This is a genomic window from Desulfomonilaceae bacterium (assembly GCA_041662605.1).
Classification (GTDB): domain Bacteria; phylum Desulfobacterota; class Desulfomonilia; order Desulfomonilales; family Desulfomonilaceae; genus CAJBEZ01.
The window spans coordinates 144,591-158,837 of the sequence record JBAZSD010000001.1 but is presented as its reverse complement, the minus strand read 5'-3'; the positions used below and the strand labels follow the sequence as shown (position 1 = coordinate 158,837).

Sequence of the window (14,247 nt, the reverse complement as noted above, 5' to 3'; positions counted from 1 at the left end):
ACAACTAGTGATCCCTATCAGTCCAGGAGGTTATAGCTAATGGGAGTTAGAGAGGCTTCTGAGGAGTTAATGCGCCGAAAGGCCAAGGCCATGGAGATGGGAGGCGTTGAGAAGGTCGCTCGAAAAAAAGCCGAAGGACATGGGAGCGCCCGGGAGCGAATAGCCAAGTTGCTGGATCCGGAGAGTTTTTTCGAAATCGGATTGCTCAACCATTCAGATATCCCCGGCATGGAAGACAAAACCCCTGCTGATGGAAAAGTATGCGGATTTGGGACAATCAATGGTCGGCCTGTAGCCGTGACAGCGGATGATGCGACAGTGCTGGCCGGAAGTGGAGGGCGAGTAGGTGTTGAGAAGGAACACCGTCTCAATCGTTGGGCGTCCGAGAAGGGTTATCCGGTGATCAATTTGGGTGAGGGAGGCGGAGCCCGTATTCCTGACATCATGGGTTCCGAGGGTTTGGGTTCCATGACCATGAGAAAAGAAACTGCCGGTCGTTGTCGTCAGACTCCCATGGTCGCAACAATTATGGGCGAATGTTTTGGCGCTCCCTCTTGGTTGGCCGCTCTGGCGGATTTTGTGGTTCAGGTAAAAGGTTCTTGTATGGCTGTTTCCGGTCCCCGTGTGCTGGAATTGGCTACAAGCGAGAAGGTCGAAAACGAAGATCTGGGGGGATGGAAACTCCATGCTGAAGTTACCGGCCAGGTGGATCGAGTGGCTGAAGATGAAGACGAGTGTTTCCGGATTGTACGGGAGTTTCTTTCATTTATGCCGTCAAATGCTCGTGAATTGCCTCCTCTAACCCCTGCTGAGAACGATGATCAGGACTCAAGACAGGAAATGCTGATGTCAATCGTTCCTGATGAGTCACGTCGCGGGTACGATATGAATTGGGTTATCAGGACTATAGTGGACGACGAAAGTATCTTTTCACTTAAACCCGACTTTGATCAGAGCGTCATTACTTGTCTTGCCAGAATCGACGGCCACAGCGTAGGAATTATAGCAAACCAGCCGATGTACAACGCAGGCGCTATGGGACCAGACGGTTGCGATAAATGCTGCAGTTTTATATGCTTATGTGATTCATACCATATTCCACTGATTTTTTTGCATGACACCCCCGGTTTTCTGGTAGGCAAAGCTGCTGAACTCAAGCGCATGCCAGGCAAGATCATAAATTTTATCGAGGCGGTCGCTCTTTCGACTGTGCCAAAGATCTCCGTCGTAATTAGGAAATCCTATGGGATGGCTTATTCCAACATGTGTGGAACAGGCATGGGAGCTGATTTTGTACTCGCCTGGCCAAACGCGGAAATCAGTTTTATGGCCCCGGAGATTGCGGCCAATGTTGTTTATCACAGAAAATTTGAGGAATCAGATGACGCCAAGGCCGTTAGAGAGAAAGCTGAACAACGGATCAGGGCGGCGAGCGCTCCATGGAAAGCTGCCGGACTATATTTGTTGGATGATGTGATCAACCCCGCGGATACACGCAAGGTCCTAATCCAGACCCTCAAGTTGTCAAGAGGCGTGGAGGGAGACTACAGAAGCAAGAGATTGCTGGCGAATTGGCCTACTACTTTCTGAAATTAAGATTTTAATAGCTCAGGCTCTCTAGCTACCATTTTTCGTCAGGCCTCAGTCTGCAACATGCCGTTAGGGCGCCAAGCTGAAAATATTCAAAAGATCGGAGAAGAATTGTGCGAACAAAAGAGCAATACATTGATGGACTGAAAAAATTAAATCGAAACATATACTTTAAAGGTGAGAAGATTGACAGGGATCACGAAGACCTGATTCCGTCGATAAATGTGATTGGATCTACATTCGAAGCGGCCCAAGACCCCGAAATCGAAAACCTTTGCACTGCCGTGTCTCACATCACCGGTCAAAAAATCAACCGATTCTGCCATGTGCACCAGAGCAACGAAGACCTCCACAAGAAGCAGGACATGACAAGGGCATTGTGTCGGAGGGTGGGCTACTGTGTGGGACGATGCATGGGCGTGGATGCCCTGAACTCGATCAATGCCGTTTCCTATGAAGCTGACAGGGGTAACAAGGGACAAACTGAGTATTACAAAAATTTTCTAAAGTGGCTGGAGTATTTCCAGACGAACGATTTAGTCGGTTCCTGCGCTCAGACAGATGTCAAAGGTGAACGACTGAAAAGACCTTCGAAGCAAACCGATCCGGACGCTTACCTCCGAGTAGTGGAAAGGCGGAGTGATGGTATAGTGGTTAGGGGCTGCAAGGTCCATATTACCTTTGCGGCTGTCGCGGACGAAATCGTCGTTGTACCCACCCGTTCACTAACCCCTGACGAAGGAGATTATGCTGTGTCATTCGCGATTCCTGCGGACCACGAAGGTGTAAAGCAGGTAATTCACCCTCACAATTTCCGAAAACGTAGCCACATAGAGCGTGGATTCAATTGGGGAGCCGCCGATTCTTATGTGATCTTTGACGATGTATTCGTACCCTGGGACCGAGTCTTCCTCTGTGGGGAATATCAACATGGCGGTATCTGCGCGTTACTATTCGCTCTTTTCCACAGGCACAGTTACTCCGGCTGCAAGCCGGCTGTCGGAGACATTTTGCTGGGGCTGGCGTCTCTAGCGTCCGAGGTGAATGGAATTGAAAAGGCCGACCACGTCCGGGAACACCTCGCCGAACTCATAACGATTTCTGAGTTGGGATACGCTGCTGGTTACACTGCGTCATCCCTCGGGAAACCGGAACTCTTCATCCCAGGGATAGGGGTACGCCCGTATGGACCTGGCGCTTATATCCCCAATTCCATATACGCTAATGTGGGCCGCTGTCTTACCGGCGATTCCGTCTATCATGAGCAGGAGATACTTTGTAAACTGGCCGGCGGAATGCCTGCCACATTTCCTTTTGAACAGGATCTGTTTAACGATGAGCTTAAGGGGTTTTTCGATAAGTATCTGAAACGCAATCCGGAAATTCCCGTCGAAGAGCAAATAAAATTCTGGCTATTTTTCACTGATTTTGCCTGTTCTTCTGCAGGCGCAGCAATTAACTACGCCGGTGTGCATGGAGGGGGATCGCCAATAATGGAACAAATTGCGATCACTTCACAATTTGACATGAAATTGAGAAAAAACATTGTGAAACGGCTGGCTGGAATGAAAATGGACTGAAAGTCTCAGATATTGCCATGCTTACCTGAGACTTCCTTTGTTAGAAGATGATGCCGTATGGCATCGGGCTCGAGTTGTAGCCAGTACTGATAATGTGACCGATATGATGAAGCGGGCGCCACCCCTGAGGAAGCGCCCGTCTTTTCGACAATTAGACTATTGTCCCGTCTGATTTTTGAGCGCCTCGTCGATTTTGGCTTTTATCGCCTCAAGGCTAAAGCTCGCAGGCGCTTGCATCGGAGGATACTCGAGGGCCGTTTTCGCAAGCTTTCCCACGTAATCCTGAACCATTACGAACCGCCAAAACTCACGAGCATAGAAGTCGTTCATGTAACCGCCGCCTAGATCATTCAGACTCTGGCTGCCAGTCGACGGGGTTCGCTCAAACGGATCTTGTCGGATGTTTACTATGGTAGGCATGTCCGTCGTGACTTTGGGCCCAGGCCAGCCCCCTGGCTGCTGGAAAAACTGGAACTTAAAGTCGTCGATGCGGACGGCGCCCAAGTGCGGACCGCCGAAGTAGAAGATCTCGTGACGAGCGGATGGCCCCTTCCCAGTGAGAAGGTCCATCTGGTTGTAACCATCGAGGTGGTTTTTATACGAGCGGTCACCGAGCTTTACTCCCTTCAGGAGTTGGTCCTTTATGTCGGGATTGCCGGCTGCTGCCACCAGTGTCGGAAACCAGTCGAGTCCTGAAAAAATTCCGTTCTCTACCGTGTTTGGTTTGATCTTGCCTGGCCAGCGAATGATTGCAGGCACACGGAATCCGCCTTCGAAGACTGTCCCCTTGGTGGCCTTGAACGGTGTCATGCCGCCATCCGGCCAGGTGAATACCTCAGCGCCGTTGTCGGTTGTGAACACAACGATGGTGTTGTCGGCTTCACCTATGTCCTGAAGGTGCTTCAGGAGGACTCCGATATCGTCATCCATCTGGGCCATGCCCGCCTCTTCCAGGCCGTAGTTGCTTTTTGGATTCATGAGAGCCTGATATTTTGGAGAGAGGTACGTAAAGACGTGCATCCGTGTAGTGTTGTGCCAGATAAAGAAGGGCTTTCCTTCCTTCTTGGCCTTGTCCATGAAGCCCTTGGAACTTTCGACCAGGACCCCATCAAAGGTCTCCATGTCGTACTTGGCCTTGCGACCCTCCTGCCAGTTCTGTCGGCCAGCCATGTTTGGGAATGGAGCCAGTGGTCCCTCATCCACTATTTTTTGCTTTCCTATTTTACCCCAGCGCGGCATCTCGGTGGGGTCATCTACGTCAGTAGCCCAGCAGTGGACCAGATTGCGAGGCCCGAACTTGTTCACCCAATCCTGGGGGTAGTCGAACCAGTACGGGTCCGACATCGCGTCGAGATGGTACAGATAGCCGAAGAACTCGTCGAAGCCGTGCACTGTTGGCAGGTATTTGTTCAAATCGCCTAAATGGTTCTTTCCGAACTGTCCTGTAAGGTAGCCTTGCGTTTTAAGGGCGGTGGCAAGGGTGCAGGCTTGAGCGGGGAGGCCCACATCAGCTCCGGCCTGGCCCACCGTGGTCAAGCCCGTCCGGATCGGCAGTTCCCCTGTAATGAAGTTAGATCGGCCAGCGGTGCAGCTTGCCTCAGCATAGTAGTCGGTAAACATCATGCCCTCGGTCGCAAGCCGGTCCAGGTTGGGTGTCTTGCCGGACATCATGCCGCGGTGGTACGCTCCGATGTTGAACCAACCGACGTCATCACCCATGATAAACAGAATGTTAGGTTTTTTGTCAGCAGCGAACGTAGGGCCGCATAGCATTGCCATCGCCACAAATAGCACGGCAAAGGCACTTACCGCATGTCGTGGTTTAAGCTTCATTCTCCTATCCTTTCATGATGTTGTTAAAAGACTCATTTCTGTAGCGCTCCTGGAGGGTTACCCTTCAGGGCGTTTAGGCGAGCTTTCATACGAACCTTGTACTGGTCCGGCATACCTGTGACAGCCAGTCCCTTATTGTACACTCCCTCTGCTTGCTCCTTCTTGCCCTGTTTTTCATAGATGGCTCCCAAAAGCACGTACGCATCGGCATAGGCCGCATATTTTGTTATAAGGCCATCCAGTACGCTTGCAGCGCCAGCGAGGTCTCCCGTTTGCTGCTGATAAAAAGCCAGGGTAAAGGCATACTTGGGCATGTCCGGTCGGATCTCCGCAGCCTTTCTGCAGAAATCCACGGCCTCATTGACGCGGTCCTTCGAGAGAATTATGCACAGGTTGTACGCCGCTTGAGCCATCTGAGGGTCTGTTTTGAGGGCCACTCGTAGGTGTTTCTCCGCCGTGACGAGATCGTTTTCCTCGGCCTTGATCAGGCCCATATTGAAATTAGCGGCGGCGTTGTCAGGGGCTACTTTGAGCGCCTTAGTCAACGCCTCCTCGGCTTTTTTATTTTCTCCCATGCGGGCGTACGCCATTGCTTCGTTGACCATTGCCAGCACTCCGCGTGGCTCCATCTGGAGCGCCTTCTCATACGAATCAATCGCCTGCTTGAAATCACGGCGATCCAGGTAGTAGTTGCCCATATTGTAATGGGATTCCCACTGATCGGGACGTGACAGGATTGATTCCATGTATTCCTTATTTGCGGCTTCGACTTTTTTCTTGTCCACTTCCGTCAGCGGGAGATTCTGATAAGCGGCCAGAGCGGCGGCGGCTCGAATGCGAACAAGGCGGTAGTAATCTCCCGTAGCCTCCACGAGCGCCAGAACAGCCTCCTGGGTTGGGGCGTTTTGCAGAGCGGTGGCGGCTGAAGAGCGCACGAGAGGCGAAGGGTCTCTGATCGCCTTGAGCAATGCCGGAACCACCTGCGGGTCCCCGGAAGTCTGGACCAGTCGGATAAGCGCCGTGGCAAAGATTTCATCCCGATCTTTGCTAACCACGTAGTCGAGCATCTCGGGCAACCTGGTCCAATCTCGTGTCCTGGCGGAAGCTATCAGCGAGGCTCGGAAAAGCGTTGAAGCCTGATAATCTCTTTGGCGCCACTTGCGGACCCATTCGTCAGCCCACTGAGGGGTCTTGTCCTTGTGGCAAACGTTGCAGGCGTTGGGTGAGTTGAATGCTATCGTGGCTGCGGGCGTTGGCGGCAGCATCGAGTGGTCGCTCCTGCGCATCCGGGCGAATTCCGTAGTGGGCATGTGGCAGGAAATGCATTTATTTCCAGGACTGTCGGCCTTGTGGCGCGTGTGCTCTGGCGCATTGTCGACCTTGTCTTTATGGCAGGGCATGCAAGCCTGATTGGCCTTGTCCTCGGCCTTGAACTTGTACCGACCACTCGATGTGTGGCAATGGAGGCAATCGATTTTGCCAGACTTCACACAGGGGCTCATCAGCCAGGATGTGTAAGTGTAATTCTCTCCTAGGTCACGGCCATCGGGGTAATAGTCAGGATTTTCGAGAGTGACCAAACCATAATGGTCGAAGAACCTGTCACCGGGCTGGAAGGTATCCGTTAGCACAACAGCCTTTGCATGACAACTGGAGCACGTTGCGTTGTTCTGTTCATGGGTAAAATCCCTGCCACCCCGTTTGATTTTCAGATCCTTGGGTACTGTTCCCTTTGGAGCGTTCTCGCAGACTCTTACATGCTCCCCAGCAGGGCCGTGGCAGGTTTCGCAGTTTATGCCCGGCTCTTTCCAGACCGAATGGTACGTGTCAGTTTTGAGATCATAGTTTGTAGAGACCTGGCTCACATGACACCCGTAACAAGCTGTATTGAAGGTGTACTGCCAATCCTTCCAGTGTATCGGTTCATCCGTCTGTCCCGGAAAGTGTCGTACTCCACTGGCTGCCATGTCAAACCATTCTTTTGTGTTAACGTCGTAGGCTACGGGCAGTGTCTGGAGCCGCCCGCGATCCATGGCTGTCAGAAAGTAGTACACATTCTTGCCACCCATCGCGTAATCGATCCGATATTTCTTTTCTCCTTCAGGCGCCTGTTCGATGACCCACCCGTTCTCGCCGGCGATATCCGCACGGTACTTCGAGTCCCCGATAACGATTTCCGTGGTTTGGGGGGAGAGCTTTTTACGGGCCAATTCAGAGGTATACGGCTGCATTGCCAACCCGTGATGAGATGGAGCCCACAGTTGGTAGAATTTCTCGTGACATTTGCGACAACTTACCGAGCCAGTGTAGGAACCAACAGGTGTCGCTTGTGGCGATTTTGTGGGCGGTTCAGCGCAAAGCCCCAGGTCTGGATGCAGAACAGCTATGGCGACCGTTGCCCCTAGCGCAACGAATGCCCGTGCGAATCGTGCTATCATCCTAGCTCCCTCTCGTTTCAGTCCCAGGACAGTAGCGATTCCTGTCTGGGGTCTCGGCATGTGAAATTATGCCATTATAATTATGTCGCCGCGTCAAAAGTGAAGTCACTCAAAAATTGCTCGGGAGCATAAGGATATCCTTCATCGAAAATTTGGTAAAGTTGTTTAGCTTGAGTTTCCCTGCATATGCTTTGAGGCCATTTCGGAAAATCTGCCCTGGCGCTCGTTTTAAAAACTAATAATTAACATGAATAAAATGATCTTTAAGGTAGTAAATATTGCATATTATTGCTTGACCTAATGGGATGCGTTGAACTAGTTTACAAACTGCAAAAAAATGGGCTACGGGGTCGGGGCAGTCAATCCACGGAAGCTGAACCGACCAATTTTATCATGTGATAAGGTCATGAATTCATCAGTTTACAGCCTTGGCGTATTAAATAATTTTGGGGTTTTGGTCATTTTAAGTCTGGGAGATCGATTCTGAGATGCAGAAAGCCGAGATATACCGAATCAGAAGAATGGCGGAGTCGAAAAACGACGCTCTAGCCCAGTTCAATCTAGGTTTTATGTATGAAAATGGATTTGGCGCGCCACAAGACCTTCGAGAAGCTGCGAAGTGGTATCGCTTGGCCGCTGAACAGGGATATTCAGTAGCTCAATTTAGTTTGGGCAAAATGTATGAAAATGGTTTTGGAGCCCCCCAAGACCATGATGAAGCTGTAAAATGGTATCGCCTGGCTGCAGAACAGGGGCTTGCCGACGCTCAAAACAATCTTGGACTGATGTATAAGCGGGGGATCGGAGTACATAAGGATTACAGGGAAGCTGTGAAGTGGTACCGCAAGGCTGCGGAGCAGGGTTATTCAGTAGCTCAGAGCAACCTTGGGTTCATGTACGACAATGGTTTTGGAGCGCCGCACGACCCTAAAGAGGCTGTGAAATGGTATCGCCTGGCTGCTGAACAGGGATACTCGGTAGCGCAGTTCAATCTTGGTGGTATGTATGAGAATGGATTAGGAGCCCCCCAAAATTATAATGAAGCCGTGAAATGGTACCGCAAGGCTGCCGATCAAGGGTTGGCCGACGCTCAAAACAATCTGGGATTAATGTACAAAAACGGGCTGGGCGTTCCCCAGGACTACAAAGAGGCTGTGAAATGGTACCGGCTAGCTGCGGAGCAAGGTTACTCAGTAGCGGAAAGCAACCTCGGATTTATGTACGAAAATGGCCTGGGTGTGTCTCAAGACTATTACGAGGCTTTGAAATGGTATCGCAAGGCAGCGGAACAAGGTTATTGGGTAGCTCAGTTTAATTTGGGCATTATGTATGAAAACGGCTTGGGAACCCCCCAGGACTATGATGAGGCTGTGAGATGGTACCGTAAAGCGGCTGAACAAGGGTTGGCGGAAGCCCAAAGCAATTTGGGATTAATGTACAAGAACGGATTAGGAGCCTCACAGGATTTTGATGAAGCCGTAAAATGGTATCGTTTAGCCGCTGCTCAGGGGTATGCTGTAGCGCAAAACAATCTTGGTTTCATGTGTGAAAACGGTCTGGGGACTCAGGAAGACTTCGATGAAGCCGTAAAATGGTATCGTTTAGCCGCTGATCAAGGATACGCCGTAGCGCAAAACAACCTCGGAGTTATGTATGAAAACGGCTTGGGCACGCCTCAGGACTTTAGAAAGGCTGTCGAGTGGTATCGTCTGGCGTCTGAACAGGGGCTGGCGGAGGCGCAGAATAACCTTGGGTTAATGTACAAAAATGGATTAGGCGTCACTCTGGATCATGATGAAGCCATACAATGGTACCGGAAAGCCGCCAACCAGGGCCTGGCCGAGGCCCAAAACAACCTTGGGCTAATGTACAAGAGCGGTCTAGGGGTTCCTCAGGATTTCAATGAAGCTGTAAAGTGGTATCGTTTTGCTGCTGAAGACGGTTACGCAATAGCTCAAAACAACCTTGGTTTCATGTATGAAAATGGGCTGGGCGTGTCCGAAGATTTTGATGAAGCTATAAAGTGGTATCGTCTGGCCGCAGATCAGGGATATGTGATAGCCCAGAGCAACCTCGGTTTCATGTACGACAACGGTTTAGGGGTCGTACAGGATCATCATGAGGCTGTGAAGTGGTACAGGCTGGCCGCCAATCAGGGGTACTCCGTGGCCCAATTTAATATCGGTGTAATGTGCGAAAATGGCCATGGCGTTCCTCAGGATTACACTGAAGCTATAAAGTGGTATCGACGGGCGGCGGATCAAGGATTGTCAGAGGCCCAGAATAATCTGGGACTTTTATACAAAAACGGCCTTGGGGTAGCCCAGGACTTTGACGAGGCTGTGAAGTGGTATCGCTTGGCAGCGGAACAGGGATACTCCGTAGCCCAGAGCAACGTGGGGGTAATGTGCGAGAAAGGTCTGGGGACGTCTCAAGATCATGCTGAAGCCGTGAAATGGTATAGATTGGCCGCGGCTCAAGGTTATCCGGCGGCGCAGTTCAATCTGGGGGTAATGTATGAGAACGGTCAGGGAGTTACCCAGGACTACACTGAAGCCTTGAAGTGGTATCGTCTGGCGTCTGACCAGGGATTGGCGGAAGCCCAAAACAGCCTCGGGTTGATGTACAAGAATGGCTTTGGAGTCCCGCGAGATTACGATGAAGCTGTGAAATGGTTCCTGCTTGCTGTCGAAGAAGATCTGGCGGAAGCGCAGCTCAATCTCGGAGCAATGTATGAAAATGGTCAGGGTGTTACTCAGGACTACGGCGAGGCGTTGAAGTGGTATCGTTTGGCCGCCAAACACGGATTGGCGGAGGCTCAGGGCGGTCTTGGAATAATGTACAAGAGTGGATTCGGCGTGGCCAGGGACTTTGATGAAGCGGTAAAGTGGTTCCGCTTGGCCGCCGATCAGGGATATCCGGTCGCCCAAAGGAATCTGGGTTATATGTATGAAAACGGTTTGGGAGTAACCCAGGATCACGATGAAGCTATGAAATGGTATCGCTTGGCGTCTGATCAGGGATTGGCCGAAGCTCAGAATAGTTTGGGGCAGATGTACAAGAATGGCTTGGGCGCTGCAAAGGATTTTGAGGAAGCCGTAAAGTGGTATCGACTATCCGCCGAGCAGGGTTACGCCATGGCTCAAAGAAACCTTGGTTATATGTACGAAAACGGATTTGGCGTGACCAAGGACTTTGAGGAAGCCGTGAAGTGGTATCGACTATCTGCCGAGCAGGGTTACGCGATAGCTCAGAGCAACCTAGGTTTCATGTACGATAACGGCTTTGGGACTCCACGCGATCGTAAAGAAGCGGTCAAATGGTACAGATCGGCCGCAGAGCAAGGTTATTCATTAGCCCAGTTCAACCTTGGAGTAATGTGCCAATATGGCCAGGGGACGCCCCAGGATTACAATGAAGCCATGAGGTGGTATCGAAAAGCCGCCGACCAAGGGCTGGCTGACGCCCAAAACAATCTCGGGTTGATGTATAAGCACGGTTATGGAGTCCCGCAGGACTACAATGAGGCCCTAAAATGGTATCGGCTGGCAGCGGAGCAGGGCTATTCGGTAGCTCAAAACAATCTTGGGCTCATGTACGAAAATGGTTTCGGTGTTCCCCAGAACTACAAAGAGGCTCTCAGATGGTACCGTAAGGCAGCGGAGCAAGGTTATTCAGTAGCTCAGTTCAACCTTGGAGTAATGTACGAAAATGGACTTGGATTGCCTCAAGACTATATCGAGGCTCTCAGATGGTATAGAAAAGCCGCTGACCAGGGAATAGCGGACGCTCAGAACAACCTTGGACTCATGTACAAAAATGGCTTTGGAGTCTCCAAAAACTACAATGAGGCTCTGAAATGGTATCGTAAAGCCGCTGAACAAGGATACTCGGTTGCTCAATTCAATTTAGGCGTTATGTATGAGAACGGCTTCGGGGTATCTCAGGACTTCAGGGAGGCCCTTAGATATTATCGAAAGGCTGCTGACCAAGGATTGGCGGATGCCCAGAACAGTCTCGGACTTATGTACAAAAATGGGTTCGGAGTCCCCAGAGACTATGATGAGGCCGTAAAATGGTATCGCTTAGCTGCAAATCAGGGATATCCAGCGGCTCAATGTAATTTGGGGGTCATGTACGAAAATGGATATGGGGGTCCCAAGGACTATAGAGAAGCTGTCAAGTGGTATCGGCTAGCTGCGGACCAGGGTTATTCACCAGCTCAGTATAACCTCGGATTGATGTACGAAAACGGATTTGGGGTAGCTCAGGACTATGTTGAAGCGCTGAAGTGCTATCGGCGGGCGGCAGACAGAGGCCATCCTGAGGCTCAGACCAGGCTTGGTTCCATGTACGCCCATGGGCAGGGAGTAAGCCAGGACTACGGAGAAGCAAAGAGATGGTTTGATAAAGCGGCTGATCACGGGATACCGGAGGGACAGCGCAGTCTCGGGCTTGTGCATTATTACGGTTGGGGGGTTCGCCAGGATTACAAAGAAGCGGGCAAGTGGTTCAAGCTCGCCGCTCAACAGGGCGACACTCAATCTGAAACTTATCTTAGAGAGATTGAAAATCAGCTCAAGCAGAGAAAACGGAAGCCAACTAGCTCTGCGCCAAAAACAGCAAAAACCAAAAAACCGCCTAAAGGCTCAAGTGAATCCTTAGACGATCTGTTCGCTGAATTGAATAAACTCATAGGCCTGCAACGGGTCAAAGATGAAATCGATCAGCTTATCAAATTAGTTCGCGTCCAAAAAATGCGACATTCACAAGGGTTGAAATCCGATTCCTTTTCTTTGCACTGCGTATTTTTCGGTAATCCCGGAACTGGTAAAACAATAGTCGCTCGAATCTACGGCAAGATGCTCAAGGCCTTAGGCTTGTTGAGTAAAGGCCATCTGGTGGAAACCGACAGGTCAGGACTGGTAGCCGGGTATGTTGGGCAGACTGAGCTGAAAACAGACCAAAAAATCGTTGAAGCATTAGGTGGAATCCTGTTCATAGATGAAGCCTACTCTTTGTACAAGGGCAAAGACACTCAGCAGGATTACGGTAACGATGCGATCAGTATCCTGCTCAAACGTATGGAGGACCACCGTGATGATTTCGTGGTCATTGTGGCGGGATATGACAAACCTATGGCGGAATTCCTCCAATCAAACGAGGGCTTAAAAAGCCGTTTTGCCGCCAACATCTATTTCCCGGATTATTCTCCCAAAGAACTTCTAGAAATATTCGGGTTGTTTTGCACTGAAGGCAATTATGACATTCAACCAACTGCTCTGGAACTGGTTGAATATATTCTCAACAATGAATATCGAGATCGTGATGAAAGTTTTGGAAATGGACGCCTGGTTCGTAACCTGTTCGAAAGCATAGTGAAGAATCAGTCGGTCCGTATTGCGGAAACAATTTCAAGCCCCAAACATTCCGACCTGGTTACGATTCTTGCCGATGATGTTCGTCCCCTCCTCGAAAAAAAACAGGAACCCGCTTCTCCAAACTATTAGAGAAATGAAGGTGCGCTCCCCTCTGTAGAGCAAGCTGTATTGGGCGACGATTAGACTTGAGTTCAGTCGTCTGAAAAACCATGCTCATTTGGAACAAATTTTTCTCTTTGCAATGGTTGGGGGGCTTATGTTATAGCTATTCAACAGATGAATAATCATAATTTGAGCAAATCGTGGCCGATGACTGAAAGCGCATGTGAGCTGATAATGTTCTTGATATTTGTGACGAGCGTCACCGCTGTTATTCTCTTGGCGAGATAACCTTGGGTGTTTGCGCTTTGTCGTCTGCTGTCATAATAGATGTAAGTAAGCTTATTAATAAATCTTGGAGGAGACGCTATGAAACTCAGCATTAGAAATGTGTTAAAAGGAAAAGTCACGGCCGTAACGGAAGGCAAGGCTGTGGCGACTGTGAAGGTAGATGTCGGCGGTGGAAACACAATCACTTCCGTGGTTACGATGGATGCCATCAAGAACCTGGGAATCAAGGTCGGGGACGAAATCAGCGTCCTGATCAAAGCCACCAGTGTCATGTTGGCCAAAGAATAGGCGGGTCATCCAGTGGCTCGTAGCTTCACAAATTACCTGAACGTCTCTTGCTCCCACCATGTTATGAGGCCCCCCTTGCGCCAGTGGGAGCCTATTACCGGGTAACCGGTTAGATCGGGACTTCAAACGCCAACTATGGAAGAAATAGCTTTTAAGCCAATAGGAATGATTCGTTCTCCGTTTTCCGATGTGGAAGGAATGCCGGTTCAATCAGTAGCGGCCGTTGGTGTCAAGGGAACGGTCGAGCTTGATCCCGAGTTGGCGCCGGGACTCAAAGATCTTGAGGGTTTTTCACACATCATTCTCATATATTACTTTCATCTCAACAAAGGCTATTCATTACATGTGATCCCCTTTTTGGACCCTACTCTTAAAGGAGTATTCGCCACGAGAGTCCCAAGACGTCCAAACGGAATAGGCTTTTCTGTGGTAAGGCTCACGGGAATTCAAGGGAACAACCTCGAAATTCAAGATGTTGATATTTTAGATCAAACCCCGCTATTGGATATAAAACCATTTGTTCCCGAATTTGATCATCGAGACGTTCAAAGCACGGGCTGGTTCGCCAAAGGGGCTCCAAAAGCTTCAGAGATTCGGGCTGACAGAAGATTTGTTGATCAAACAGGTAATGGCCCTAATTGAATCGAATGGTTCAAAAAGCTACGTTTCTTCGTGATTGTACGGACCCAACTTTCTCAAATCCCCCAACCGAAAATGCGGACGAAAATTTAGTTTGAAGAAGCAACG

Annotated in this window: 7 protein-coding genes; 5 read left to right on the top strand and 2 right to left on the bottom strand. The window is 50.2% G+C overall.

Annotation, left to right across the window (positions count from 1 at the left end; genetic code table 11):
• Window positions 1–39 precede the first annotated feature (39 nt).
• Both WC647_00600 and WC647_00595 read left to right on the top strand, forming a co-directional pair.
• A complete protein-coding gene (locus tag WC647_00600) occupies window positions 40–1,590 on the top strand; it encodes a carboxyl transferase domain-containing protein (protein ID MFA6220790.1) in 1,551 nt (516 codons plus the stop codon).
• Between the two features lie 113 nt (window positions 1,591–1,703).
• Complete coding sequence (locus WC647_00595; protein MFA6220789.1) at window positions 1,704–3,170, top strand: 4-hydroxyphenylacetate 3-hydroxylase N-terminal domain-containing protein; 1,467 nt, start codon at window positions 1,704–1,706, stop codon at window positions 3,168–3,170.
• 156 nt (window positions 3,171–3,326) lie between these two features.
• On the opposite strand, the gene WC647_00590 is transcribed toward WC647_00595, so the two are convergent.
• Together WC647_00590 and WC647_00585 are read right to left on the bottom strand one after the other, a co-directional pair.
• Entirely contained in the window at window positions 3,327–4,943 is a 1,617-nt protein-coding gene (locus WC647_00590; protein ID MFA6220788.1) for an arylsulfatase, read from the bottom strand.
• 92 nt (window positions 4,944–5,035) lie between these two features.
• The gene (locus tag WC647_00585; protein MFA6220787.1) at window positions 5,036–7,441 is read right to left on the bottom strand and encodes a tetratricopeptide repeat protein; all 2,406 of its coding nucleotides are present in this window, start codon (window positions 7,439–7,441) and stop codon (window positions 5,036–5,038) included.
• 488 nt (window positions 7,442–7,929) lie between these two features.
• Between WC647_00585 and WC647_00580 the strand changes: the two genes are divergently transcribed.
• The 3 genes from WC647_00580 to tsaA all read left to right on the top strand — a co-directional run bounded on the left by WC647_00580 (window position 7,930) and on the right by tsaA (window position 14,142).
• A complete protein-coding gene (locus tag WC647_00580) occupies window positions 7,930–12,951 on the top strand; it encodes an AAA family ATPase (GenBank protein ID MFA6220786.1) in 5,022 nt (1,673 codons plus the stop codon).
• A gap of 339 nt (window positions 12,952–13,290) precedes the next feature.
• Window positions 13,291–13,500 carry a TOBE domain-containing protein gene (locus WC647_00575; protein MFA6220785.1) on the top strand — a complete coding sequence of 70 codons (210 nt, stop codon included), beginning with the start codon at window positions 13,291–13,293 and terminating at the stop codon, window positions 13,498–13,500.
• Window positions 13,501–13,635: 135 nt separating this feature from the next.
• Window positions 13,636–14,142: a tRNA (N6-threonylcarbamoyladenosine(37)-N6)-methyltransferase TrmO gene (tsaA, locus tag WC647_00570; GenBank protein MFA6220784.1), complete on the top strand. Its 507-nt coding sequence runs from the start codon at window positions 13,636–13,638 to the stop codon at window positions 14,140–14,142.
• Window positions 14,143–14,247 lie beyond the last annotated feature (105 nt).

Bases quoted from the DNA above. Each gene is read 5' to 3' on its own strand.
- WC647_00600 (MFA6220790.1), top strand. From the start codon at position 40: ATGGGAGTTAGAGAGGCTTCTGAGGAGTTAATGCGCCGAAAGGCCAAG.
- WC647_00590 (MFA6220788.1), bottom strand. From the start codon at position 4,943: ATGCTATGCGGCCCTACGTTCGCTGCTGACAAAAAACCTAACATTCTG.
- WC647_00585 (MFA6220787.1), bottom strand. From the start codon at position 7,441: ATGATAGCACGATTCGCACGGGCATTCGTTGCGCTAGGGGCAACGGTC.
- WC647_00580 (MFA6220786.1), top strand. From the start codon at position 7,930: ATGCAGAAAGCCGAGATATACCGAATCAGAAGAATGGCGGAGTCGAAA.
- WC647_00575 (MFA6220785.1), top strand. From the start codon at position 13,291: ATGAAACTCAGCATTAGAAATGTGTTAAAAGGAAAAGTCACGGCCGTA.
- tsaA (MFA6220784.1), top strand. From the start codon at position 13,636: ATGGAAGAAATAGCTTTTAAGCCAATAGGAATGATTCGTTCTCCGTTT.